Below are 21,056 nucleotides of genomic sequence, written 5' to 3' on the forward strand. Positions count from 1 at the left end.
CCTAAATGTCTTGGTGGGAATTTAGGGGATTTTGGGGAATTTTGCAAAGGTCTCGAAGAATGTACTATTTCTTGTAGCGTTTTAGGTTTTGCAAAAGTTTCAGGCTGCATCGGAGCAAACAACCATTTCAGGCTGCCCCTAACGTCCCAATCTTTTGCCAGAGCAGGCGTTTCGCCGCCTACCACGAGCAGGGGCACGCCCCTGCACCCCGCCGTAGCCCACCCATCGCTATCCCATTAAGCCCCCCACCCCTCCCACTTTCAGGCTGCCCCACCGCACACAAGGCAGCCTGAATTTTTGTGAATTTTAAACGCCTGCCATGCGCCGCTGAGCGCGTTGTAGCACTTCAACACGCCGTGTTCGCTGGGCAAGCCGATGATGATTTTCAACGCTTCGGCGGCTTGCATCGCGCCGATGATGCCCACCAGTGGCGCAAAAATGCCAAAGGTGGCGCAGGCAATGTCCGGGCTGGGCGTATCGGGCGGGAACAGGCAGGCGTAGCAGGGCGCGGTGGCAAGGTCGGGGCGATACACGGCAAGCTGCCCATCAAAGCGCACCGCCGCGCCCGATACCAGCGGTTTCTTGGCGGCAACGGCGGCGGCGTTAATCGCTTGGCGCGTAGCAAAATTATCGCTGCAATCCAGTATCACATCGCAGCGCGGTGCAAGCGCGGCAAGCGCGGCGGCATCCAGTTTGCCGTGTGTTTCAATGCGGCAGCCTGAATTTTGCTGCTGCAAAAATTGCTGCATGGCTTGGCTTTTCAGGCTGCCGATGTCTTGCTCGCGGTAGCTGATCTGGCGTTGCAAATTGGTTTCGTCAATGGTGTCGTGGTCGGCGATAATCAGCGTGCCGATGCCCGCGGCGGCAAGGTAGGGCAAGGCAGCTGCGCCCAATCCGCCGCAGCCGACCACCAGCGCGGTGGCGTGGAGCAGTTTTTGCTGCCCATCTAGGCTGATTTCGTTGAGCAGAATGTGGCGGCTGTATCGCAAAAGTTGGCTGTCGTTCATGGATGGGGAAAGTTGGGGAAGTGGTGCGCGGTGTTACGCGCGGGGATGGGGAAAGGCGTTTCAGGCTGCCTGTGCGATGGGATTACCGATTAGGCAGCCTGAAAAATTAAGAAATGCCGTCATTCCCGCGTAGGCGGGAATCTTGCTAAACATTCATAAATGTACACAAAAACAATCTATTGTGTGAATTTAACCAAGATTCCCGCCTACGCGGGAATGACGGTTGTTGCTATTTCTTGTTTTATTTTGGGTTTTGCAAAGATTTCAGGCTGCCTTGCTGTGGTGCATTGCGGCAGCCTGAAAAGGCTTGCTTACGCTGGCGCGGCTTGATTGCGCCACACAGCATTTTCAGGCTGCCTCATCTTCCAGCGCATCATTCAACCTGCGCTCAATCTCGTCCGCATCAAACGCTTGGGCAATCAGCTCAAAACGGCTGTCGCGCCGCCATGCGATTTGGTTTGCGCCCCATTGCCCGTCTGTCCAGTTCAACCACACCCATGTGTCCAGCACTTGAAACACGCCTTTGGCGCGCACCAGCCCTTGCGCCAACTGCGGCAAGTCGTTGAAAAATTGGGTGAGTTTTTCGCCGTCAAAATTGCGTCCAGCGGGGAAAGTGTAGCCTTGCGATTGGTAGCCCAACGTGTTATCGGGCAGGGCTTGGATGCGATAGCGCGATTTCTCAGCGGTGGGGGTCACCAGCCATGCTATGTCTAGCTCAGCATGGTTTACTTCTGCAATCAACGATTTAGGCGGGAACAAATTGGCAGCGCGGCGGCGAAAATCGGCGATTTGCTCGCTGGTGCACAGGTCTAATTTGCTGGCAACCAGCACATCCGCCACGCTCACTTGGTCGCGGTAGAGCGGGTTTTGCGCGTAGTTGTCGTCAATAAACTGGCGCGGGTCTATCAGCGTGAACACGGCGGCAATATCCAGCACGGCGGCAAATTCGGGCGCGCGCAATTCGTCAATAATGCCCGCCGCGTGCGCCAGCCCGCTGGCTTCAATCAAAATGCGCTGCGGCGTGTTTTTTTTCAGCATGGCGCGTAGCGTGCTGTCCATTTGCGCCCCCGCGCTGCAACACAAGCAGCCGCCTGCAATTTCGGCAACGGGAATGCCGTTTTCCGACAAAACCGCGCCGTCTATACCGATTTCGCCAAATTCATTGACGATAATCAGCCATGGCTCGTTTTGCGGTTTTTGCGCGATAAGACTGCGGATGGCGCTGGTTTTGCCTGTGCCAAGAAAGCCTGTGAACAGATGGGTTTGGATTTTTTGGGGCATGGGGTTGTCCTTTGTGTGTGTTTAGGCAGCCTGAAAACACTATTTCAGGCTGCCTTTTATCTTTACCTATTATTGCGCCAGCTCAATCGCCGCCGCCAGCAGCGACAGCCTTGCCATCACGCCGTAAACATACAAGCGGTTGCCCGCGCAGTCGGGGCAATCGGGGTTGGGGCGCGGGATGCCCAGCTCGTCCCATTGCTCAAACACGCGCTTGCAATGCTCTTCGGTGGCGGCATCGGCTGCGCTTCCTGCGCTGGGAATGCTCTCATCCAGCGGCACAAACACCATGCCGCCTGCGTTCAGATTTTCATCGTTGCCGCGCCCTTCGTGCACGCGGAAAAAGCCGCCAATCACAAACCTATCCATCATATAAACCACAGGCTCGGACACCGCGCCATTCAGCGTTTCGTAGGTATAAATCCCTTCTTGCACAATCACTTCGCTAACTTCCAAGCCTTCTTTGATTTTCGCCATTTTGTTGCGGTTTTTGCGGTTCAGGCTGCGCACTTCATCGGCGGATTTCACGCTCATCACGCCCATGCCGTAAGTGCCCGCATCGGCTTTCACAATCACAAACGGCTTGTCGCGGATGCCTTTTTCGTCATACTTGGCTTGGATTTTGGCTAACACGCGCTCCACCGCCGCCGCCAGCGCATCTTCGCCCGCGCGTTCTTGGAAATCCAAGCCACTCACTTGTTCAAAATACGGGTTGATTTGCCATTCATCCAGTCCAAGCAGTGCGGCAAATTCGGCGGCAACTTGGTTATAAGCGGCAAAGTGGGCGGTTTTGCGCCGCGTTGTCCAGCCGCCATGCAGCGGGGGCAACACGGTTTGGCTGATGCCTTGCAAAATTTCAGGCACGCCTGCGGATAAATCGTTGTTTAACAACACAAAGCAGGGCGAAAAACCATCCGCCAGATGCACGCGCTCGCGGGTGCGTTGCAAGGGTTCAAGCGTGATTTTATCGCCCAAGGCGGTTTCAAACTCGGTGGGCGCGGTGATTTCGGGATTCAGGCTGCCGATGCGCACGTCAAAGCCCGCATCGCGCAAAATGCCCGCCAGCGCGTACACATTTTGCAGATAAAAGGTGTTGCGCGTGTGGTTTTCGGGAATCAGCAGCACCGATTTCGCGCTTTCGCAGGCGCGTTCCACCGCATCTTGCGCGGCGATGGTGCTCAGCGGAATAAAGTTGGGATTAAGATTATTGAAGCCCCCAGGGAACAAATTCATGTCAATGGAAGCCATTTTGTAGCCCGCGTTGCGGATGTCCACCGAGCCGTAAAACGGCGGGCGATGCTGCTTCCATTGGCTGCGAAACCATGCTTCTATTTTGCTTTGGTTTTGCAATAGAGTTTGTTCAAAATCAAACAGGTATTGGGCGTATTCGGGTTGGATAACGGGCAGTTTCATGGCGTTTCCTTGTGCGTGTAAAAAGGGGGATTATAAACGAATGTTTACAAAAGATAGGGGCGCGCAAATTGCAAATAAAGCATCACGCCAAATGCTTTTCAGGCTGCCTTTTAATCCGCATCGCGCATCATCAAAGGCAGCCTGAAAACGATTAGTGCATCCCGCGCCAAGGCGAAACATCACAGCCCATTGGTAACCAACCATTCTAACACCGCCGTGCGCGAAAGCCCTGTTTCCGCCGCCAGCTTATCCAGCTTCTCAATCGTTTCCACTTTCAGGCGAAAGGAACATTGGCGCACGCCGCGTTGTGCTTCTTTTTCGCGGCGCGATAAGGTGGATTTTTTCGGTTTAACAGCTTGGTTCATGTGGATTTCCTTTTGATTTTTGTAGATTTAAACCATTGTGCTTATCAGCGTTACTCCCGCCATCTATAAGCGCAGCTTCACACTCATTAACAAAATACAAATATGATTATAAAGCAAAATACTATTTTAGGCAGCCTGAAAATCGTCCGCCATTTACATTTAAACCACACTTATCGCGCCATAATTTGTTAAACTCACGCCCATTCAATTAACCCCCATTTACAACTGTTTACAAACCATGCCGCACATCAAACCCCTTGCCGCCCTAGCCCTTGCCGCCCTGCTTGCCGCCTGCACCAGCGCGCCGCCCGAAGCCGAATTGCCCGCCCAGCCCGCGCAAGACCCGCTGATGGATATGTTGAACAATCATCCCAGCGCGTCCGAGCCGCCATTTTTCAACCAAGCCGCCGCGCCCGTGGCGCAAACAGGCTTTCTTGCCAACCCCAATGTGCAAGCCTTTATCCAATACCAACACCAGCACAACGGCTTGCCGCTGGATTATCTGAACAACTTTTTCGCCCAAGTGAACTATCGCGGCAACCTAATCAGCACCATGAATCGCCCCGCCACCACCCAGCCGTGGTACAAATTTGCCGCCAACAATTCAGGCAGCCTGAAAATCAGCGCAGGGCGAGCGTTCTACGCGCAAAACCGCGCCGCCATTGACCGCGCTGCCCAGCAATACGGCGTGCCCGCCGAGTTAATCGTCGCCATCATCGGCATAGAAACCCAATACGGCAAAAATTCGGGCAGCATCCGCGTTGCCGATTCTCTCGCCACGCTTGCCTTTGATTACCCCCGCCGTGGCGCGTTTTTCCAAAAAGAATTGGGCGAATTTTTAACGCTCGCCCAGCAAGAAAACCGCGACCCATTCAGCTTCACAGGCAGCTTTGCGGGCGCAATGGGGATGCCGCAATTTATGCCGTCCAGCTTTCGCCAATACGCCGTGGATTTTGACGGCGACCACCAGCGCAACATTTGGGGCAGCGTGCCAGACGTTGCCGCATCCGTTGCCAACTACATGAAACAACACGGCTGGCAAACAGGCAAACCCATGCTCATCGGCGCAAACGTTGCCCAAGAAACCTCGCCAATCCAAGCCCTGCTGGCGGAAAAAACCGCGCTCAACCACACCGTTGGGCAATTGCGCCAAATGGGCGTGCAACCCTTGGGCAGCGTTGCCGACAGCGAACCCGCCCTGCTCTATCGCCTAGAAACCGCGCCCAACCAATATCAATACTACATCGGGCTCAACAACTTCTACACCGTGTGGCACTACAACCACAGCCGAATGTATGTAACCGCCGTGCGCGATATTGCCAACGGCATGGGCGGCGGGTTGTAACAACGTCCATAGGCAGCCTGAAAACATAAAAGGCAGCCTGAAAACCATCCACCCCATGAAACTCAACCGCCCTTTCCATACCCTAACCCTAGCCGAATACCGCCACATCATCCCCAACACGCCCGATACACCGACTTCAACCCGCTCGCGCTCTATCGTTCCATCGTAGAAAACCGCAAGCTAAACGAAGAAGACAAGCAAGAAGTTTTGGCGTTGGCAAACCAATATTTCCAAAAATTCTACGATTTTTTGGTGGTCAAAGATTTGCATACTGATGCCGCGCTTTCCCGCCTTGGTTTGCCGCCGCTTAGCCCCGCGCAGCAATATGACTACGATGAACAACTGCGTGCCCAAGCCGAAAAAATCTTGGCAAACAAACGCATCCGCAACTGGCGCGTGGGCACCATCACCAAATCGCCGCGTTTAACCATCAGCCGCAAACACCCCGAGCAAGGCTGGCGCACCGTGCAAATTATGAACCGCCCCATCTCCAACAAAAACATCTGGCGTTCCAACCAAATCACCCATCGCCAACACCGCAAGCACCAAGAAGCCGAATTGCGCGAAATTTGGCAAGAATATGAATGAATAACCCCAAAAGCAGCCTGAAAAAGACCACCCCATGATTTACCTAAAAAACATCATCTACTACATCGTCCTAGCCATCACCCTACCGCTGATGTTTCTCTGCGCCGTGCTTGCCGCGCCGTTCCCCAAAGGCGTAAACCGCGTGGGCAAGGCGTGGACAGCCCTATTGCTTTGGACGCTAGACCGCGTGGTTGGGCTGCGCTACGAAGTGCACGGCAGAGAAAACATCCCCGCCGCGCCCGCCATCATCTGCTCCAAGCATCAAAGCGGCTGGGAAACCTTTGCCCTGCAACAAATCTTCCCCCTGCAAACCTATGTGCTTAAAAAAGAATTGTTCCGCATCCCCTTTTTTGGCTGGGCGTTGAAGCTGGGCGGCGCAATCGGCATTGACCGCAAATCGGGCGCGGATGCCATGCGGATGCTGTCCGAGCAAGGCTTAAAGCGCAAACAGCAAGGCTTGTGGATTGTCATCTTCCCCGAAGGCACGCGCATGAAAGCGGGCGAACGCGGACGCTACAAACTCGGCGGCGCGCGCATGGCAAAACTGTTTGAAATGGACATCGTGCCCGTTTCGCTTAACAGCGGCGAATTTTGGGCGAAAAACGCCATTTGGAAAAAACCAGGTGTGATTCAAGTGGTGATTGGTGAGCCGATTTCCTATCAAGCGGCAGAGAGCGAAGCGGATTTGATGCAGCTTTGCGAAGATTGGATAGAAGCACGGCAGGTAGAGATTTCCAATGTGAAGCCGCAATAGGCAGCCTGAAACCTTTGCAAAACTTCAATGCAGCCTGAAACCTAAAATGGAGCGGCGACGGCTCGTCGCCAACACTTAATTAAACATCGCATGATTGATTTGCCAAAATGTCGGCGATACGCCGACGCTCCATCGGTTGCAGATTTTGCAAAGGTTTCAGGCTGAAAACAGGAAATACCGTTATTCCGTCCCCCCACCATCCCCATTTTCAGGCTGCCCATCGCCCATCTCCACGCGCATGATTCAAATCCACACCCTAGCCAACCACGCCCCCATTGCCCTACACATCAAACGCAACACCCAGCGCAACATCATCATCCGCCCGCGCGATGCCAGCAGTCTCAACATCAGCATCCCCAAATGGTTCAGCCCCGCCCAACTGCGCCATTGGCTGCGCGACAACGAAACCACGCTTACCCGCATCCTGCAACAAGCCCCCACCGCGCTTACAGGGCAGCCTGAAAACCTACCGCCCAGCATCTTGTTTACAGGCGAACCCTACGCGCTGCGCCCTGCCGCCGTCGCCCAAATAGAACGCTGCGACCGCCAACACCTTTTCAGGCTGCCACAGCAACGCAGCCTAGCCGAACAATGCGATTTGCTGCGCCAACACCTGTTTCAGGCTGCCCAAACCGCCCTACTGCCCAAGCTCGCCGACCACAGCCAACGCCTGCAACTCACCCCTGCAGCCATCAGCCTAACTCGCGCCAAAACCTTTTGGGGCGTATGCCGCGCGCGCACAGGCATCAAGCTCAACTGGCGGCTGATTTGCGCCCCCGATAGCGTGCAAGATTATGTGTGCATCCACGAACTCTGCCACCTGCGCCACCCCAACCACAGCCGCGCCTTTTGGCAACTGGTGCAACAGCATCATCCGCAAAGCCCCGCCGCGCAAGCATGGCTCAAACAACACGGCAAAACCTTGTTCGCACTCGGTTGATTTTGCGGCAAGTTTCCCCATATAGCGAAAATCGTTCAGCAGCCTGAAACGCCATCACAAGGATACTTAAATGAACAAATCTCTCCTTTCCCTAGCCCTACTCGCCGCGCTCGCCCTTGCCGCTTGCGGCAAAGACAGCCCCACCCCGCCCGCCGCATCTGAGCCCGTCAGCATCATCAAGCAAACCGAGCCGCCCAAAGCAGACGGCACAGTAGGCATGATGCTGCCCGATTTTGCCCAACTGGTTTCCCGCGAAGGCGGCGCGGTGGTCAATATCCAAGCCGTGCGCGAGCGCGATGAAAACGACAGCAGCAGCGAAGACCCATTCCTTGAATTTTTCAAACGGCTCACCCCCGATGCGCCCAATCTTTCCGAAGACGAAAACGAAACCAGTGCCAACTTCGGCTCGGGCTTCATCATCAGCCCCGATGGCTACATTCTCACCAACACCCACGTCATCAAGGGCATGACCAGCATCAAAATAACGCTCAACGACAAACGCCAATACCCCGCCAAACTCATCGGGCAAGACGAAAAATCCGATGTTGCCCTGCTGAAAATCCAAGCCCAAAACCTGCCCACCGTCAAAATCGGCAACCCCGATGAACTCAAATCGGGCGAATGGGTTGCCGCGATTGGCGCGCCGTTTGGCTTTGAAAACAGCGTTACATCAGGCATCGTGTCCGCCAAAAACCGCACCCTGCCCGATGATGGCTATATGCCGTTTATCCAAACCGATGTTGCCATCAACCCCGGTAATTCGGGCGGGCCATTGTTTAACCTAAAAGGGCAAGTGGTGGGCATCAATTCGCAAATTTACAGCCGCAGCGGCGGTTTTATGGGCATTTCGTTCGCCATTCCGATTAACGTTGCCATGAATGTTGCCGACCAGCTCAAAGCCACGGGCAAGGTGGAACGCGGGCAACTGGGCGTGGTGATTCAAGAAGTGAGCTACGATTTGGCGAAAACCTTTGGGCTAGACAAGCCCACAGGCGCGTTGGTTGCCAAAGTGCTGGCAGGCAGCCCTGCCGAACAAGGCGGCATCAAAGTGGGCGACATCATTCGCAGCGTAAACGGCAGCGAAGTGCGCTCGTCCGGCGACTTGCCGATGACCATCAGCTCGCTCAAACCCAACCAAACCGTGAAGCTGGGCGTGTGGCGCAAAGGGCAAATGCATGAAGTGGAAATCAAACTGGGCACGCAACGCGACCTGGCTACCAAAGCCGAACGCCAAAGCAGCGAAGACAGCGATAATGTGGACGATTTCCAATTTGCCCCCGCTGGCTTAACGCTGATTGTGAACAGCAACGGCAAAATTGTGGTGAGCAATGTGAAAGGCATCGCCGCCCAAGCAGGCTTGCGCCGTGGCGATATTTTGCTGGAAGTGGCCGGCAAAACCGTGCACAACCAAGACGAATTTAACGAAGCCATCAACCGCGCGGGCAAAAACATTCCGCTGCTGGTGCAACGCGGCAACAGCAATTTGTTTATGGCGTTGATTTTGCCCTAGCAGGTAAACATCGTTTTCAGGCTGCCTTATCTGCATCACAAGGCAGCCTGAAAACCGTAAAACCATTCCATTATTCAACATCCCAAGAAAGACATTCACCATGACCGAACAACAATCCCTTATCGCTTTCCCCACCCATTTTGATTTGAAAATCATGGGCGCAGCGCATCCCGATTTTGCCAGCGAAATCCTAAAAACCATCCAGCAACACGCGCCCAACACCACCGAAGAACACGTCAAAATCCGCCCCAGCTCCAAAGGCAATTATCTAGGCGCAACCGTAACCGTGTATGCCGAAAACCAAGAACATCTGGACAACATCTATCGCGCCGTAACCAGTCATCCGATGGTGAAAGTGGTGTATTAAATCATCCCGTTAAGGCAGCCTGAAACATGAAAATCAAAACCCTAGGCAGGGCAGACTACGCCCCCACTTTTGAAGCCATGAAACGCTTTAACGACAGCCGCACGCCCGACACCGAAGACGAGCTTTGGCTGGTAGAACATCCCCCCGTGTTCACGCAAGGCTTGGCAGGCAAGCCCGAGCATTTGCTGTTTTCAGGCAGCATCCCCGTGGTGCAAATTGACCGCGGCGGGCAAATCACCTACCACGGGCCGGGGCAAGTGGTCGTGTACACCATGATAGACTTCAAACGCCGCAAAACCAGCGTGCGCCACATCGTCTCCGCGCTGGAAAACGCCATCATCGCCACCCTTGCCGAATACGGCATCGCTTCCGCCAACGATCCCGCCAGGCCGGGGGTGTATGTGGGCGCGCGCAAAATCGCTTCGCTTGGGCTGCGGATTAAAAACGGCTCGGTGTATCACGGCTTGGCGTTGAATGTGAACATGGATTTAGAGCCGTTCCACCAAATCAACCCCTGCGGCTATGCGGGGCTGGAAATGGCGCAGATTGCCGATTTTGTGCAGCCCTGCCCAAGCTGGGACGAAGTGGCGCAGAAGCTGGCGGCGCATTTGGTGCGCGAGTTGGCTTAACGATTAAGGCAGCCTGAAAAAGCATTTAGAGAAAAACATGACCCCAAACAACCACACCGTCCTGATTACAGGCGGCGCAACAGGCATCGGCTTTGCGCTGGCAAAAAAATTCCACGCCGCAGGCAACCGCGTGATACTCGCAGGCAGGCGCGAAGACGTTTTGCACCAAGCCGCTGCCCAGCTTTCAGGCTGCCTGATTGCCGTTGCCGATGTGTCGCAAGAAACCGACCGCGCGCGCCTTGTGCGCGAGTTTCCCGATGTCAGCATCTTAGTGAACAACGCAGGCGTGCAGTTCACCCAGCCCTTTGCCACGCAAACGGCAGACGACATCGCCCAAGAAATCAACATTAACCTTACCGCGCCCGCCCAGCTCACGCTCGCCTTTTTGCCGATTTTGACCGCCCAGCGCGAAGCCGCTGTGGTCAATGTGTCATCGGGCTTGGCGATTGTGCCCAAAGAAACCTGCGCCCTGTATTGCGCCAGCAAAGCCGCTCTGCACAGTTTCAGCCAAACTCTGCGCTGGCAGTTGGAAAGCACGCCCGTGCGCGTGTTTGAACTGATGCCGCCGATGGTTGCCACGCCGATGTCGCAAGGCAAAGGGCACGCCCACCTGAAAATCTCGCCTGACGAGTTGGCAGACGAATTTTGGCGCGACTTCCAGCGCAACCGCTACGAAATCATGGGCGGCAAAACCAAGCTGCTCTATTGGCTCAACCGCCTGTCCAACACGCTGGCGCAACGGGTGATGCGAAAAGGGTTATAATCGCCGCTCTCGGTTTTCAGGCTGCCTGAAAGCGCATTGACGGCTGCCAAACCGCCCACAATGAAACCAAAACCGTTTTCAGGCAGCCTGAAAACAACACACTCAACAGAAAGCAAAACCATGTCCACCGAAACCACCAACCCCCTAGACAACGCCAAAGGCGTAAAACACAAAGGCGCAAGCAAAACCGCCCGCATCCCCATCAAAGTCGTTCCGCTAGAAGAAAAAATCAAAAAACCATCTTGGATTAAAGCCAAAATCCCCAGCAGCAAAAAATTCTTTGAAATTAAAGACATCTTGCGCACGCAAAAAATGCACACCGTATGCGAAGAAGCCAGCTGCCCCAATATCGGCGAATGTTTCAGTTACGGCACCGCCACCTTTATGATTATGGGCGACATCTGCACCCGCCGCTGCCCGTTCTGCGATGTGGGGCATGGTCGCCCCAACGAATTGGACAAAGACGAGCCCAAAAACCTTGCCGAATCGGTTGCCGCAATGGGCTTGCGCTATGTGGTGATTACATCGGTGGACAGGGACGATTTGCGCGACGGCGGCGCACAACACTTTGCCGATTGCATCAACGAAATCCGCAAAACCAGCCCCAACACCAAAATTGAAATTTTGGTGCCCGATTTTCGCGGTCGCTTAGACATCGCGTTGGACATTTTGGCGAAAAATCCGCCCGATGTGATGAACCACAACCTAGAAACCCACCCGCGCCTATACAAACAAGCGCGCCCAGGGGCAGACTACCAGCACTCGCTGGAACTGCTGCGCCGCTACCGCGAAATGATGCCGCACATCCCCACCAAGTCCGGCATTATGGTGGGCTTGGGCGAAACAGATGACGAAATCCGCGAAATCATGCGCGATATGCGTGCCAACAACATTGAAATGATTACCGTGGGGCAATATTTGCAGCCATCCAACAGCCATTTGCCCGTGCTGCGCTATGTAACCCCCGAGCAGTTTAAAGAATTTGAAAAAGAAGCCTACGCCATGGGCTTTACCAACGCCGCCATTGGCGCAATGGTGCGCAGTTCCTACCACGCCGATATGCAGGCGCATGATGTGCTGGAAGAGCAAAGCAAACGCAAAGGCGGTTGCGGGCATCATTAAGGCATTGGCGATTGGCGCGGAAACAAAAAGGCAGCCTGAAAACGGTTTGGAATACGTTTTCAGGCTGCTTTTTTATTCTTGCGATACCAGTTTCACATTTTCAGGCTGAAACCTTTGCAAAACCTGTAACCGATGGAGCGTCGGCGGCTCGCCGACATCTTGTTAAATCAGTCATGCGATGTTCAATAAGCAATGGCAGCGAGCCGCCGCCGCTCCATTTTAGGTTTCAGGCTGCCTTATCACACAAGGCAGCCTGAAACGCTTGTTTACCAGTATCCCAATGTTTTCCACCACAGCAAACCGATGGTGCAGAAAATCAGAATTTCCACCACGCTCATCACAAAGCCTGCAATCCACCATTCGCCCATGGTGGTGTAGCCCGAATTATAGATAACGGGCGATGAGCCTGATGCGTAGTGGGTGAGCGACATCATAATGCCTGTGCTGGCGGCGAGAATCAGCGCGAACAGCATGGGCGGTGCGCCCAAATGCAAGCCCACGGCGTAGAACGCGCCGAGCATGGCGGTAACGTGTGCCGTGCCGCTGGCAAACATATAGTGCGAATAAATATACACCACAGCCAACAAGGCGCAGCCTACCACCCAGCTTAAACCCATGCCTTGAATTTGTTGCCCCATCATGTCGGAGAACCATTTAATCAAGCCGAGTTTATTCAGGAAAGTTGCCATCATTACCAAGGCGGCGAACCATACAATCGTGTCCCACGCGCCTTTTTCTTTGAGCACATCGTCCCATGTTAAAACGCCTGTGAGCAGCAGCAACGACAGCCCCAAGAATGTGGTGGTGGTGGCATCCACTTTAACGCCGAACAGCATATCGGGAACGCCTGCCCACAATAAAAGCAACACGACAAACACGGCGAGCATGATTTTTTCGCCTTTGCTCATGGGCCCCATTTCTTTCAATTTGGTGCGTGCCATTTCGGGCGCATCGGGCGTGCTGGTGATTTCGGGTTTATACAAGAAGAACAAAATAATCGGCATCACCGCCATCGCCACCAAACCCGGTACCACCATCGCGGTGAACCATGTGCCCCATGATAGGTGGATTTTGCTGTCGGTGGCTTTGGCAATCAAATCCACCGCCAAGGGATTGGGCGCGGTAGCGGTTACGAAAATCAGGCAGGAGATGATGTTGGCGTGGTAGTTCACCAAGGCAAGATAACGCCCGATTTTGTTTTGCGTGCCTTTTTCGGGGTCGGAATCAAAGCTGGCGGCAATCGCTTTCATAATCGGGTGCACAATCGCGCCGCCGCGTGCGGTGTTGGATGGGGTAACGGGCGCAATCAGCAAGTCGCACAACGCCAGGCTATACGCCACGCCTATGGTTTTTTTGCCAAATATAGATAGGAACAAATAGCCAATGCGCGTGCCCAGCCCTGTTTTGAGCAAGCCGCGCGAAATCATGATGGCGATACCAATCATCCAAATCAGCGTACTGTTCAGGCTGCTTAATGCGTCTTTGGCAGCTTGGGCGGATGGATTTTTGATGGGTTTGCCATCTGCGCCCATTTCGGGCACGGTTACTTGCAACAGCGCAACAATGGTCATCGCCAGCACCGCCATTGCGCCGATGGGCATGGCTTTGCCGATGATGCCCGCAATCACGCCGATAAACAGTGCGAGCAGATGCCACGCATTGGGCGCAACGCCCTCGGGCGCGGGGATGAACCAGAGAATGAGTGTTAAAACGACCGCGACAGCGGCGGGGATTGGTTTAAAACCCATGATTTCACCTCGTGATTTATTGTTAATGAAAGGGGTTGGGGCTTTTCAGGCTGCCTTGGGCTTGCCATTAGGCAGCCTGAAATGCCATTTTAGCAAACATAATTTAACTCTTAAATAACCTATTTTGCCTTGATATAACTTAAATTAACGGGTGGTGTCCTAAAAAGTATGCTGGCTTAATTATTGCAGTATTGGTTAGAAATTCTGCAATCTGTTCCTTCTCCCCCAGGAGAGAGAAGGCTAGGATGAAACCTTTGCAAAAACCCCAACAACAGCCTGAAACCTAAAATGGAGCGGCGACGGATCGTCGCCAAATTGCTTATGAAACATAGTATTACTGATTTTCCAAAATGTCGGCGAGCCGCCGATGCTCCATCGGTTACAGGTTTTGCAAAGGTTTCAGGATGGGGGTGGTAGGTGGATTAAACAGCCACCCCGCCCCAATAAAAAGGCAGCCTAAAAACAGAAAATCCCATTTTCAGGATGCCTTAATCGTTCCCAATTACCGTTTCTCTTTCTTCTGGCACTTGCCGCACACGCCATACATATACAGCGCATGGTCGACAATGCGATAGCCATTATCCAGCGCAATCTTATCCTGCAAACGCTCAATTTCTTCGTTGTGGAACTCGGTAACATCGCCGCATTTCACGCACACCAAATGGTCGTGATGCTCGCCACGGTTTAGCTCGTAAACCGCTTTGCCTGTTTCAAAATGATGGCGCAGCAAAATGCCCGCTTGTTCAAACTGCGTCAGCACACGATAAATCGTTGCCACGCCCACTTCAATGCCTTCGTCCAGCAAAATGCGATACACATCTTCCGCGCTCAAATGCTCATCGGCGTGCGATTCAAACAAATCCAAAATTTTTAAGCGCGGACCCGTAACCTTTAAACCATTTCCCTTTAATTGTGCGATGTTATCCATAAAATTCCTTTTAAAATGCGATAAATTTCAGATGCCGTATAATAGCATTTTTTCGCCCACCGCCCACAGCCCAAATAATAAAAGTTTTCAATAAGCTTTTTTTGTGGTGCTGGGGCTGTTTGCAATTGGTTTGCGAAGCGGATTTTGCGTCATAAAATGGCAGATACAAGGCGAAAATGCGAGCCTATGCCATCCATAGGCGAGTATTTTCAACGTGGCAGATGCCGTTTTATGGCGTAAAAGCCGCCGCAACACCAATTGTAAACGGCTCCATGGCTGTGGTATCTTTCCCATTTCTGTTTACGAAAGGCAAAGCCCTTGAAAACGCACATTCTCTCCCTTATCGCCGTTGCCACGCTGAGCGCGTGCACGCCCAAATTGGTTGAAAAACTGCCGTATTACAAACTTTCCGTTGTGCAAGGCATTCCGCTGGATGCCAACGCTGTGCTCGCGCTGCGCACGGGCATGACCCGCCAACAAGTTGCCATGGAAATTGGCACGCCGCTGCTCAACAACGCCTTTCGCACCGACCGCTGGGATTATGTTTACGAAGTGGTGCGCGGCAATAAAGTGAAAGAACATCGCAATTTAAGCGTTTATTTTGATGCCAACGGCGCAGTCAGCCGCATTGAAGGCAACGCTTTGGACTACGCGCGTGAGCAAATCGCCGCGTCTCAACAAACTGCAAAATAAGGAGCAACATCATGGCACAACTGAAAATCGCCATCGCAGGCGCAAATGGGCGCATGGGCAGAACGCTGGTGCAAGCGGTTGAAGCAAATCCGAACACGATTTTGGTGGGTGCGCTTGACCGCGCAGGCTCGGGTGTATTGGGCTTGGATGCGGGCTTTGCGTTGGGCATCAAAACAGGCGTAAAAGTAACCGACCATGTGGACATCGCGCTGGACGATGCGGATATTTTGATTGATTTCACCCGCCCCAGCGCATCGTTGCCACTGATTGAAGCCTGCGCCAGCAGGGGCATCAAAATGGTCATCGGCACAACGGGGTTTGATGACGCGGGCAAAGCCGCCATCGCCGCCGCCGCGCAGAAAAACGCCATTGTGTTCGCGGCGAATTTTAGCGTGGGCGTGAACCTGACTTTTCATATTTTGGACACCGTGTCGCGCGTGTTAAACGATGGCTACGACATTGAAATCATTGAAGCGCATCATCATCACAAGGTGGACGCGCCCAGCGGCACGGCGTTGCGCATGGGCGAAGTGATTGCCAACGCGGTGGGGCGCGATTTAAAAGCCTGCGCGGTGTATGGTCGCGAAGGGCACACAGGCGGGCGCGACCCGAAAACCATCGGCTTTTCCAGCATTCGCGCGGGCGATATTGTGGGCGAACACACCGCGCTGTTTGCCACCGATGGCGAGCGCGTGGAGATTACCCACAAAGCCAGCAGCCGCATGACATTTGCCGCAGGCGCAGTTCGCGCGGCGGTGTGGTTGCAAAACCAGCCAACAGGCTTGTTTGATATGCAAGATGTGTTGGGCTTGAAGAACTAATCATCAATCGCCAATAGGCAGCCTGAAAACATATTTGTGTTACCTTTTTCAGGCTGCCTTGGCTATTAAGGCAGCCTGAAAACTCATAGGCAGCCTGAAGACTTATCCAACGCTTACAAAAAAGGAAACCTCATCATGAACACCCCCGAACCCGAAACCCCACAACCCACGCAGCCTGAAAACCATCCCACGCAACACGCTGCCCGCAAAACCAGCAAGCGCGAGTTTATCCGCCAGCGCAGTATTTATGCCCTGCCTAATTCGGTTACCCTTGCCGCGCTGTTTGCCGCCTTTTTCGCCATCACCCAATCCATGCACGGACGCTACGAAAGCGCGGCAATCAGCGTGTTCATCGCCATGCTGCTGGACGGCATGGATGGGCGTATCGCCCGCTTCACCAACAGCCAAAGCGCGTTTGGCGAACAGCTAGACAGCCTTGCCGACATGGTGAGCTTTGGCGTAGCCCCCGCGCTGATTGTGTATAACTGGCAGCTTTACGAGTTCGGCAAACTCGGCTACTGCGTGGCGTTTATCTATTGCGCCTGCGCCGCGCTGCGCCTTGCCTTGTTTAACACGCTGATTGGCAAAGTGAGCAAAAAATGGTTTATCGGCATCCCCAGCCCCACCGCCGCCGCGCTGATGGTGGGCATGATATGGCTAGACCGCAGCTACGATGGCATTTTTGACCAATCCAGCATTTGGGTGCTGCTGCTGACCTTGTTTGCAGGCTTGTCTATGGTGGTGCAAATCCCATTTTGGAGCTTCAAAGAAATCAACCTGCGCCACCGCATTTCGTTCCCCCGCATGATTGGCATGATGATGCTGATTGTGCTGCTGGTGTTGCAGCCCGCGCTGATTTTATTTCTCGCCTTTTTTGCATACAGCCTATCGGGTTATGTGCTGTGGGCATGGAAGAAATGGCAGGGCAAGACAATTGGTTTGGATTAAGAATCTGTATTCACTATTTGCATAGGCAGATTTTATGACATAAAAACGTGGCTACTGCGTTAAAAATGCTCGCAAGGTGTCCACCCTTGCTGCGCTTTTTGCCTTGTATCCGCGCTTTTATGTCATAAAATCTGCCTATGCAAATAGTGAATACAGGTTCTAAGTTTCAGGCTGCCTAGGGGGATAGGCAGCCTGAAACATATTAAAACTGCTGTTTTAGCTTCGCTGAAACGCGCTTCATTCGTTTTCAGGCTGCCTATGCGCATCAAGGCAGCCTGAAAACGATGCTATGCTGCCGTCCAATCTTCCCATTTCAAATCGCCAATCCGCGCAAGCTCTTTGGCGTTATGCGTAACCAAAACTGCATCCGCCGCCAGCGCGTGCGCCGCAATCCACAAATCATTACCGCCAATCATCGTGCCTTGTTGTTTGAGTGCCGTGTGCCAATGCGCATAATGTTCGCAAATCGCCGCATCGGGCAGCAAAACAGGCACAATTTGCAGCAGGCGGGCAATGTTTTCTCGCGCTTTTTCAGGGTTTTGACTGCCATGTGCGCCGCTTAACAATTCCGCATGGCTTACAAAGCTCATGCACAATTTGACATGGCTGGGCAGGCGGTTGATTTTCTCGCGTACCGCAGGCGGGTTGTTTTTTTTAATATAAATCAAAATGTTGGTGTCTAGCATATACATCATAGCGGGTCGCGCTCCTGTGGCGGTTCGTTTTCACGCGCTGCAACGTTGGCGATAAAATCGTCGTCAAACTGTGCCAACACGGCAAACAGCGTATCGCCCCGCTGGCTGGTTTGCGGCGCGCGCAGCACCACATCGCCATTTTCGGCGCGGAAAATTTCCACCGTGTCGCCATCAAAACGAAAGTTTTTGGGAATGCGCACCGCTTGGCTGCCGCCGCTTTGGAAGATTTTGGTTAGCATCATTGCTCCTCGTATATATGAAAAAATTTTTCGTATATATTAGGCAAAAACAGCGCAGTAAGCAACCAAAGGTAGCCTGAAAACGAGTGCAATAAAAACCACACGGCAAACTCCGTTTTCAGGCTGCTTCTTGTTTACAATCCTTTACAACATCGCAACAAAGTTTATAATCGCCCTTTTTTCCACCCATAGGAACACATCTCAATGGCACTCATTGTTCAAAAATACGGTGGCACATCGGTCGGCTCGCCCGAGCGCATCAAAAATGTCGCCAAGCGCGTGGCAAAAGCCCGCGCCGAGGGGCACGATATTGTGGTGGTGGTGTCCGCCATGAGCGGCGAAACCAACCGCCTTGTCGCCCTTGCCCAAGAAATGCAAGAGCAGCCCGACCCGCGTGAATTAGACGTGGTGTTGGCAACGGGCGAGCAAGTAACCATCGGCTTGCTGGCGATGGCGTTGAAAAACATCGGCGTGGAAGCCAAAAGCTACACGGGCTGGCAAGTGGCGGTGAAAACCGATGCGGCGCACACCAAAGCCCGCATTGAAGAAATTGACGGCGACAAAATGCGCGCCGATTTAGCGCAAGGCAAAGTGGTCATCGTGGCGGGCTTTCAAGGCATCAACCGTGCGGGCGATATTTCCACGCTGGGGCGCGGTGGGTCGGATACTTCCGCCGTTGCACTTGCCGCCGCGCTCAAAGCCGATGAATGCCAAATCTACACCGATGTGGACGGCGTTTACACCACCGACCCGCGCGTGGTGCCCGAAGCGCGGCGTATGGATACCATCACGTTTGAAGAAATGCTGGAACTGGCGAGCTTGGGCAGCAAAGTGTTGCAGATTCGCTCTGTTGAATTTGCGGGCAAATACCAAGTGCGCCTGCGCGTGTTAAGCAGCCTAACCGAGGGCGGCAACGGCACATTGATTACTTTTGAGGAAGACGAAAACATGGAAAGAGCAGTTGTTTCAGGCATCGCCTTTGATAAAAACCAAGCCCGCATCAATGTGCGCGGCGTTCCCGATAAACCCGGTATCGCGTATCAAATTTTGGGCGCGGTTGCCGATGCCAATGTGGACGTGGACATGATTATTCAAAACGTGGGCACAGAAGGCACCACCGATTTTTCGTTCACCGTGCCACGCGGCGATTACAAGCCCACTTTGGACTTGCTCGGCAGCCTGAAAGACAGCATTGGCATGGCAGAAGTGAGCGGCGATGATGCGGTGTGCAAAGTGTCCATCGTAGGCTTGGGGATGCGCTCGCACGTGGGCGTGGCGGCGCGGATGTTCCATGCGTTGGCTTCGGAAAACATCAATATCCAGATGATTTCTACTTCCGAAGTGAAAGTTTCGGTGTTGATTGACGAGAAATACATGGAACTGGCGACACGTGTGTTGCATAAAGAGTTTGATTTGGATAAAGCGTAAAACGGTTTTCAGGCTGCCTATGGGATAACGTAGGCAGCCTGAAATGTTTATGTGGTGGTGTCTTAAAAAATATGCTGCACTGTTGCTCCTGCTTGCCCCCTTTGCCCACGCCGATGCGCCGTTTTACGAAGTGCGCGACCGCAGCGGCGCGGCTCGCTTACACCAAACGCGCAGCCCGCACAGCCCCACGCTTGCCCGCATCCGCAGCCGAAGTTTTGTCTATTCGCCCTATCCGATAACGGACGGCTGGCGCGAAGTTTTCCACCGCCCCGACCAAAACGCAGGCTGGCTGCCCGCATCGCGCCTGTTTGCCCTAGACCGCTATCCCAGCGTTGCCGTGCAAACCGAAGCCGATGGCGTGCGCTGCCAACACAACGGCAACGCCATCCGCATCAGCGTGCACCCGCTGGATTACGCCGCCGAGCAGCAGCATTTTCGCCGCAACGCGCAAGGCAGCCTAACCCACTATCGCGGCAAAGCCCTGCAAGGCACGGATGGCGACATTCCGCGCAGCCAAATCCACGCCATCCGCATCACGCACCACGGCAAAACCCGCCTTGCCCCGCCCGCGCAATATGCCCACCTGTTCAACCCCTATTTTGACCAGCCCAGCGAATTTGCCGAACGCACCGCGTGCTACTACCGCGCGGCGGATAACACGCTGCTGCTGATTACTGCGATTGGCGATGGCGCGGGCTACGCCGATGTGTTGTTCGCCACGCGACAAGGCAGCCTGAAAACGGTGTGGACGATGGCGCACCCCGAAGGGTGAGCGGGTTGAGCGAGCGTGGTTTATGATTTTCAGGCTGAAACCTTTGCAAAACCTAAAAACGCCACAAAAAATAGTCAATTCTCCGTCATTCCCGCGTAGGCGGGAATCTTGGTTGAATTTTGGCAATGTTTTGTTTTTACATGAATTCCTTAATATCAAACAAGATTCCCGCCTACGCGGGAATGACGGCATTTCTTGTGTTTCAGGCTGCTGTTAGGATTTTGCAAAGGTTTCAATTTGGCGGCGAGCCGCCGCCGCTCCATTTTAGGTTTCAGGCTGCCTTGTCTATTAAGGCAGCCTGAAAACGTTTATTGCGTGGCTTGGTTGATTTTGTCGGCTTCTTGGTTAAGCTGCTTTTGGATGTCTTGGGCGGCTTGTTTGCTTTTGTTGTTCATGTCCAGCACTTGGCTGGCGGCTTGGCTGCTGGCTTGGTCGGCGGTTTTGGATGCACTGTCGCAGGCGGCTAGGGCGGTGAGCATTAGGATAAGGGAGAGTATTTTGCGGGTCATGGGGGTTTCCTTGTGGTTGGTTGGGGGGATAGGGGCAGCCTGAAAGGCAATCTATCCCACAAAAACCGTGTGGTAGAACACCAAAATGGTTCTGTTTTTTCAGGCTGCCTTAGATGTGGGCGGTAGGGTGGGCAATTTATTGCCCACCTGCAATGTTGGCAATCATGGTGGGCAACCAGTTGCCCACCCTACGG

At 53.7% G+C, this 21,056-nt stretch carries 26 protein-coding genes; 17 read left to right on the forward strand and 9 right to left on the reverse strand.

The genetic code is table 11. The annotated features are described in order from the left end of the window. Positions 1–260: 260 nt before the first annotated feature. The 4 genes from Q4A85_RS09350 to Q4A85_RS09365 all read right to left on the reverse strand — a co-directional run bounded on the left by Q4A85_RS09350 (position 261) and on the right by Q4A85_RS09365 (position 4,063). Positions 261–1,007 (reverse strand): HesA/MoeB/ThiF family protein, encoded by a 747-nt coding sequence (locus tag Q4A85_RS09350; RefSeq protein ID WP_303109729.1) that lies wholly within the window; start codon positions 1,005–1,007, stop codon positions 261–263. 348 nt (positions 1,008–1,355) lie between these two features. Next, positions 1,356–2,288 (reverse strand): GTP-binding protein, encoded by a 933-nt coding sequence (locus tag Q4A85_RS09355; RefSeq protein ID WP_303109731.1) that lies wholly within the window; start codon positions 2,286–2,288, stop codon positions 1,356–1,358. Between the two features lie 69 nt (positions 2,289–2,357). Continuing rightward, positions 2,358–3,698, reverse strand: a complete 1,341-nt coding sequence (gene gshA, locus Q4A85_RS09360) for a glutamate--cysteine ligase (protein WP_303109733.1) — start codon at positions 3,696–3,698, stop codon at positions 2,358–2,360. A 179-nt stretch (positions 3,699–3,877) separates the two neighbouring features. After that, positions 3,878–4,063, reverse strand: coding sequence for a ribbon-helix-helix protein, CopG family (locus Q4A85_RS09365; RefSeq protein ID WP_303109735.1), 186 nt, complete (start codon positions 4,061–4,063; stop codon positions 3,878–3,880). Positions 4,064–4,301: 238 nt separating this feature from the next. Between Q4A85_RS09365 and mltB the strand changes: the two genes are divergently transcribed. The 11 genes from mltB (at position 4,302) to Q4A85_RS09420 (ending at position 12,338) form a co-directional block, all read left to right on the forward strand. After that, the gene (mltB, locus tag Q4A85_RS09370) at positions 4,302–5,408 is read left to right on the forward strand and encodes a lytic murein transglycosylase B (protein ID WP_303109737.1); all 1,107 of its coding nucleotides are present in this window, start codon (positions 4,302–4,304) and stop codon (positions 5,406–5,408) included. Then, positions 5,380–5,577 (forward strand): hypothetical protein, encoded by a 198-nt coding sequence (locus Q4A85_RS09375; protein ID WP_303109739.1) that lies wholly within the window; start codon positions 5,380–5,382, stop codon positions 5,575–5,577. Before mltB ends, Q4A85_RS09375 begins: the two co-directional genes overlap by 29 nt. Before the next feature lie 44 nt (positions 5,578–5,621). Further along, the gene (locus Q4A85_RS09380; RefSeq protein WP_303109741.1) at positions 5,622–5,996 is read left to right on the forward strand and encodes a hypothetical protein; all 375 of its coding nucleotides are present in this window, start codon (positions 5,622–5,624) and stop codon (positions 5,994–5,996) included. Positions 5,997–6,030: 34 nt separating this feature from the next. After that, positions 6,031–6,750, forward strand: coding sequence for a 1-acyl-sn-glycerol-3-phosphate acyltransferase (locus Q4A85_RS09385; RefSeq protein ID WP_303109743.1), 720 nt, complete (start codon positions 6,031–6,033; stop codon positions 6,748–6,750). A gap of 94 nt (positions 6,751–6,844) precedes the next feature. Further along, positions 6,845–7,690 carry a M48 family metallopeptidase gene (locus tag Q4A85_RS09390; protein ID WP_303109745.1) on the forward strand — a complete coding sequence of 282 codons (846 nt, stop codon included), beginning with the start codon at positions 6,845–6,847 and terminating at the stop codon, positions 7,688–7,690. A 70-nt stretch (positions 7,691–7,760) separates the two neighbouring features. After that, complete coding sequence (locus Q4A85_RS09395) at positions 7,761–9,200, forward strand: DegQ family serine endoprotease (protein ID WP_303109747.1); 1,440 nt, start codon at positions 7,761–7,763, stop codon at positions 9,198–9,200. 100 nt (positions 9,201–9,300) lie between these two features. Continuing rightward, positions 9,301–9,567 (forward strand): YbeD family protein, encoded by a 267-nt coding sequence (locus Q4A85_RS09400; RefSeq protein ID WP_303109749.1) that lies wholly within the window; start codon positions 9,301–9,303, stop codon positions 9,565–9,567. 26 nt (positions 9,568–9,593) lie between these two features. Further along, positions 9,594–10,196, forward strand: a complete 603-nt coding sequence (lipB, locus tag Q4A85_RS09405) for a lipoyl(octanoyl) transferase LipB (protein WP_303109751.1) — start codon at positions 9,594–9,596, stop codon at positions 10,194–10,196. 37 nt (positions 10,197–10,233) lie between these two features. Further along, positions 10,234–10,959: an SDR family oxidoreductase gene (locus tag Q4A85_RS09410; protein WP_303109753.1), complete on the forward strand. Its 726-nt coding sequence runs from the start codon at positions 10,234–10,236 to the stop codon at positions 10,957–10,959. A 120-nt stretch (positions 10,960–11,079) separates the two neighbouring features. After that, complete coding sequence (gene lipA, locus Q4A85_RS09415; protein ID WP_303109754.1) at positions 11,080–12,081, forward strand: lipoyl synthase; 1,002 nt, start codon at positions 11,080–11,082, stop codon at positions 12,079–12,081. Between the two features lie 11 nt (positions 12,082–12,092). Further along, the gene (locus tag Q4A85_RS09420; RefSeq protein WP_303109755.1) at positions 12,093–12,338 is read left to right on the forward strand and encodes a hypothetical protein; all 246 of its coding nucleotides are present in this window, start codon (positions 12,093–12,095) and stop codon (positions 12,336–12,338) included. Positions 12,339–12,347: 9 nt separating this feature from the next. On the opposite strand, the gene Q4A85_RS09425 is transcribed toward Q4A85_RS09420, so the two are convergent. Further along, on the reverse strand, positions 12,348–13,829 hold the full coding sequence (locus tag Q4A85_RS09425) for a DASS family sodium-coupled anion symporter (RefSeq protein WP_303109757.1): 1,482 nt from the start codon (positions 13,827–13,829) through the stop codon (positions 12,348–12,350). Positions 13,830–14,117: 288 nt separating this feature from the next. Here Q4A85_RS09425 and Q4A85_RS09430 point away from each other — a divergent pair, with 288 nt between their 5' ends. Continuing rightward, on the forward strand, positions 14,118–14,246 hold the full coding sequence (locus tag Q4A85_RS09430; RefSeq protein ID WP_303109759.1) for a hypothetical protein: 129 nt from the start codon (positions 14,118–14,120) through the stop codon (positions 14,244–14,246). An 85-nt stretch (positions 14,247–14,331) separates the two neighbouring features. Here the strand turns inward: Q4A85_RS09430 and fur are convergent, their stop codons facing one another. Then, positions 14,332–14,757, reverse strand: coding sequence for a ferric iron uptake transcriptional regulator (fur, locus tag Q4A85_RS09435; protein WP_303109761.1), 426 nt, complete (start codon positions 14,755–14,757; stop codon positions 14,332–14,334). A gap of 318 nt (positions 14,758–15,075) precedes the next feature. On the opposite strand from fur, the gene Q4A85_RS09440 reads away from it, so the two are divergent. From Q4A85_RS09440 to pssA, 3 genes are all read left to right on the forward strand, one after another. Beyond that, positions 15,076–15,450: an outer membrane protein assembly factor BamE gene (locus Q4A85_RS09440; RefSeq protein WP_303109763.1), complete on the forward strand. Its 375-nt coding sequence runs from the start codon at positions 15,076–15,078 to the stop codon at positions 15,448–15,450. 11 nt (positions 15,451–15,461) lie between these two features. Next, positions 15,462–16,271 carry a 4-hydroxy-tetrahydrodipicolinate reductase gene (dapB, locus tag Q4A85_RS09445; RefSeq protein ID WP_303109765.1) on the forward strand — a complete coding sequence of 270 codons (810 nt, stop codon included), beginning with the start codon at positions 15,462–15,464 and terminating at the stop codon, positions 16,269–16,271. Between the two features lie 135 nt (positions 16,272–16,406). After that, the gene (pssA, locus tag Q4A85_RS09450; protein ID WP_303109766.1) at positions 16,407–17,219 is read left to right on the forward strand and encodes a CDP-diacylglycerol--serine O-phosphatidyltransferase; all 813 of its coding nucleotides are present in this window, start codon (positions 16,407–16,409) and stop codon (positions 17,217–17,219) included. A 287-nt stretch (positions 17,220–17,506) separates the two neighbouring features. On the opposite strand, the gene Q4A85_RS09455 is transcribed toward pssA, so the two are convergent. Both Q4A85_RS09455 and Q4A85_RS09460 read right to left on the reverse strand, forming a co-directional pair. Continuing rightward, positions 17,507–17,914 carry a PIN domain-containing protein gene (locus tag Q4A85_RS09455; protein WP_303109768.1) on the reverse strand — a complete coding sequence of 136 codons (408 nt, stop codon included), beginning with the start codon at positions 17,912–17,914 and terminating at the stop codon, positions 17,507–17,509. Next, complete coding sequence (locus Q4A85_RS09460; protein ID WP_303109770.1) at positions 17,911–18,153, reverse strand: antitoxin; 243 nt, start codon at positions 18,151–18,153, stop codon at positions 17,911–17,913. Before Q4A85_RS09460 ends, Q4A85_RS09455 begins: the two co-directional genes overlap by 4 nt. A gap of 204 nt (positions 18,154–18,357) precedes the next feature. Here Q4A85_RS09460 and Q4A85_RS09465 point away from each other — a divergent pair, with 204 nt between their 5' ends. Both Q4A85_RS09465 and Q4A85_RS09470 read left to right on the forward strand, forming a co-directional pair. Then, positions 18,358–19,581: an aspartate kinase gene (locus Q4A85_RS09465; RefSeq protein ID WP_303109772.1), complete on the forward strand. Its 1,224-nt coding sequence runs from the start codon at positions 18,358–18,360 to the stop codon at positions 19,579–19,581. 49 nt (positions 19,582–19,630) lie between these two features. Then, on the forward strand, positions 19,631–20,353 hold the full coding sequence (locus Q4A85_RS09470; protein WP_303109774.1) for an SH3 domain-containing protein: 723 nt from the start codon (positions 19,631–19,633) through the stop codon (positions 20,351–20,353). Between the two features lie 308 nt (positions 20,354–20,661). Here Q4A85_RS09470 and Q4A85_RS09475 read toward each other — a convergent pair whose 3' ends face one another. Further along, a complete protein-coding gene (locus Q4A85_RS09475; RefSeq protein WP_303109776.1) occupies positions 20,662–20,862 on the reverse strand; it encodes a hypothetical protein in 201 nt (66 codons plus the stop codon). Positions 20,863–21,056: the final 194 nt, after the last annotated feature.

The organism is Kingella sp. (in: b-proteobacteria) (assembly GCF_030527935.1).
In the GTDB taxonomy this organism is placed as follows: Bacteria; Pseudomonadota; Gammaproteobacteria; order Burkholderiales; family Neisseriaceae; genus Kingella_B.

Bases quoted from the DNA above. Each gene is read 5' to 3' on its own strand.
- gshA (WP_303109733.1), bottom strand. From the start codon at position 3,698: ATGAAACTGCCCGTTATCCAACCCGAATACGCCCAATACCTGTTTGAT.
- Q4A85_RS09475 (WP_303109776.1), bottom strand. From the start codon at position 20,862: ATGACCCGCAAAATACTCTCCCTTATCCTAATGCTCACCGCCCTAGCC.
- Q4A85_RS09425 (WP_303109757.1), bottom strand. From the start codon at position 13,829: ATGGGTTTTAAACCAATCCCCGCCGCTGTCGCGGTCGTTTTAACACTC.
- lipB (WP_303109751.1), top strand. From the start codon at position 9,594: ATGAAAATCAAAACCCTAGGCAGGGCAGACTACGCCCCCACTTTTGAA.
- Q4A85_RS09350 (WP_303109729.1), bottom strand. From the start codon at position 1,007: ATGAACGACAGCCAACTTTTGCGATACAGCCGCCACATTCTGCTCAAC.
- dapB (WP_303109765.1), top strand. From the start codon at position 15,462: ATGGCACAACTGAAAATCGCCATCGCAGGCGCAAATGGGCGCATGGGC.
- Q4A85_RS09400 (WP_303109749.1), top strand. From the start codon at position 9,301: ATGACCGAACAACAATCCCTTATCGCTTTCCCCACCCATTTTGATTTG.
- Q4A85_RS09470 (WP_303109774.1), top strand. From the start codon at position 19,631: ATGTGGTGGTGTCTTAAAAAATATGCTGCACTGTTGCTCCTGCTTGCC.
- Q4A85_RS09355 (WP_303109731.1), bottom strand. From the start codon at position 2,288: ATGCCCCAAAAAATCCAAACCCATCTGTTCACAGGCTTTCTTGGCACA.
- lipA (WP_303109754.1), top strand. From the start codon at position 11,080: ATGTCCACCGAAACCACCAACCCCCTAGACAACGCCAAAGGCGTAAAA.
- fur (WP_303109761.1), bottom strand. From the start codon at position 14,757: ATGGATAACATCGCACAATTAAAGGGAAATGGTTTAAAGGTTACGGGT.
- Q4A85_RS09465 (WP_303109772.1), top strand. From the start codon at position 18,358: ATGGCACTCATTGTTCAAAAATACGGTGGCACATCGGTCGGCTCGCCC.
- Q4A85_RS09365 (WP_303109735.1), bottom strand. From the start codon at position 4,063: ATGAACCAAGCTGTTAAACCGAAAAAATCCACCTTATCGCGCCGCGAA.
- Q4A85_RS09430 (WP_303109759.1), top strand. From the start codon at position 14,118: ATGGAGCGGCGACGGATCGTCGCCAAATTGCTTATGAAACATAGTATT.
- pssA (WP_303109766.1), top strand. From the start codon at position 16,407: ATGAACACCCCCGAACCCGAAACCCCACAACCCACGCAGCCTGAAAAC.
- Q4A85_RS09410 (WP_303109753.1), top strand. From the start codon at position 10,234: ATGACCCCAAACAACCACACCGTCCTGATTACAGGCGGCGCAACAGGC.
- Q4A85_RS09395 (WP_303109747.1), top strand. From the start codon at position 7,761: ATGAACAAATCTCTCCTTTCCCTAGCCCTACTCGCCGCGCTCGCCCTT.
- Q4A85_RS09385 (WP_303109743.1), top strand. From the start codon at position 6,031: ATGATTTACCTAAAAAACATCATCTACTACATCGTCCTAGCCATCACC.
- mltB (WP_303109737.1), top strand. From the start codon at position 4,302: ATGCCGCACATCAAACCCCTTGCCGCCCTAGCCCTTGCCGCCCTGCTT.
- Q4A85_RS09460 (WP_303109770.1), bottom strand. From the start codon at position 18,153: ATGCTAACCAAAATCTTCCAAAGCGGCGGCAGCCAAGCGGTGCGCATT.
- Q4A85_RS09455 (WP_303109768.1), bottom strand. From the start codon at position 17,914: ATGATGTATATGCTAGACACCAACATTTTGATTTATATTAAAAAAAAC.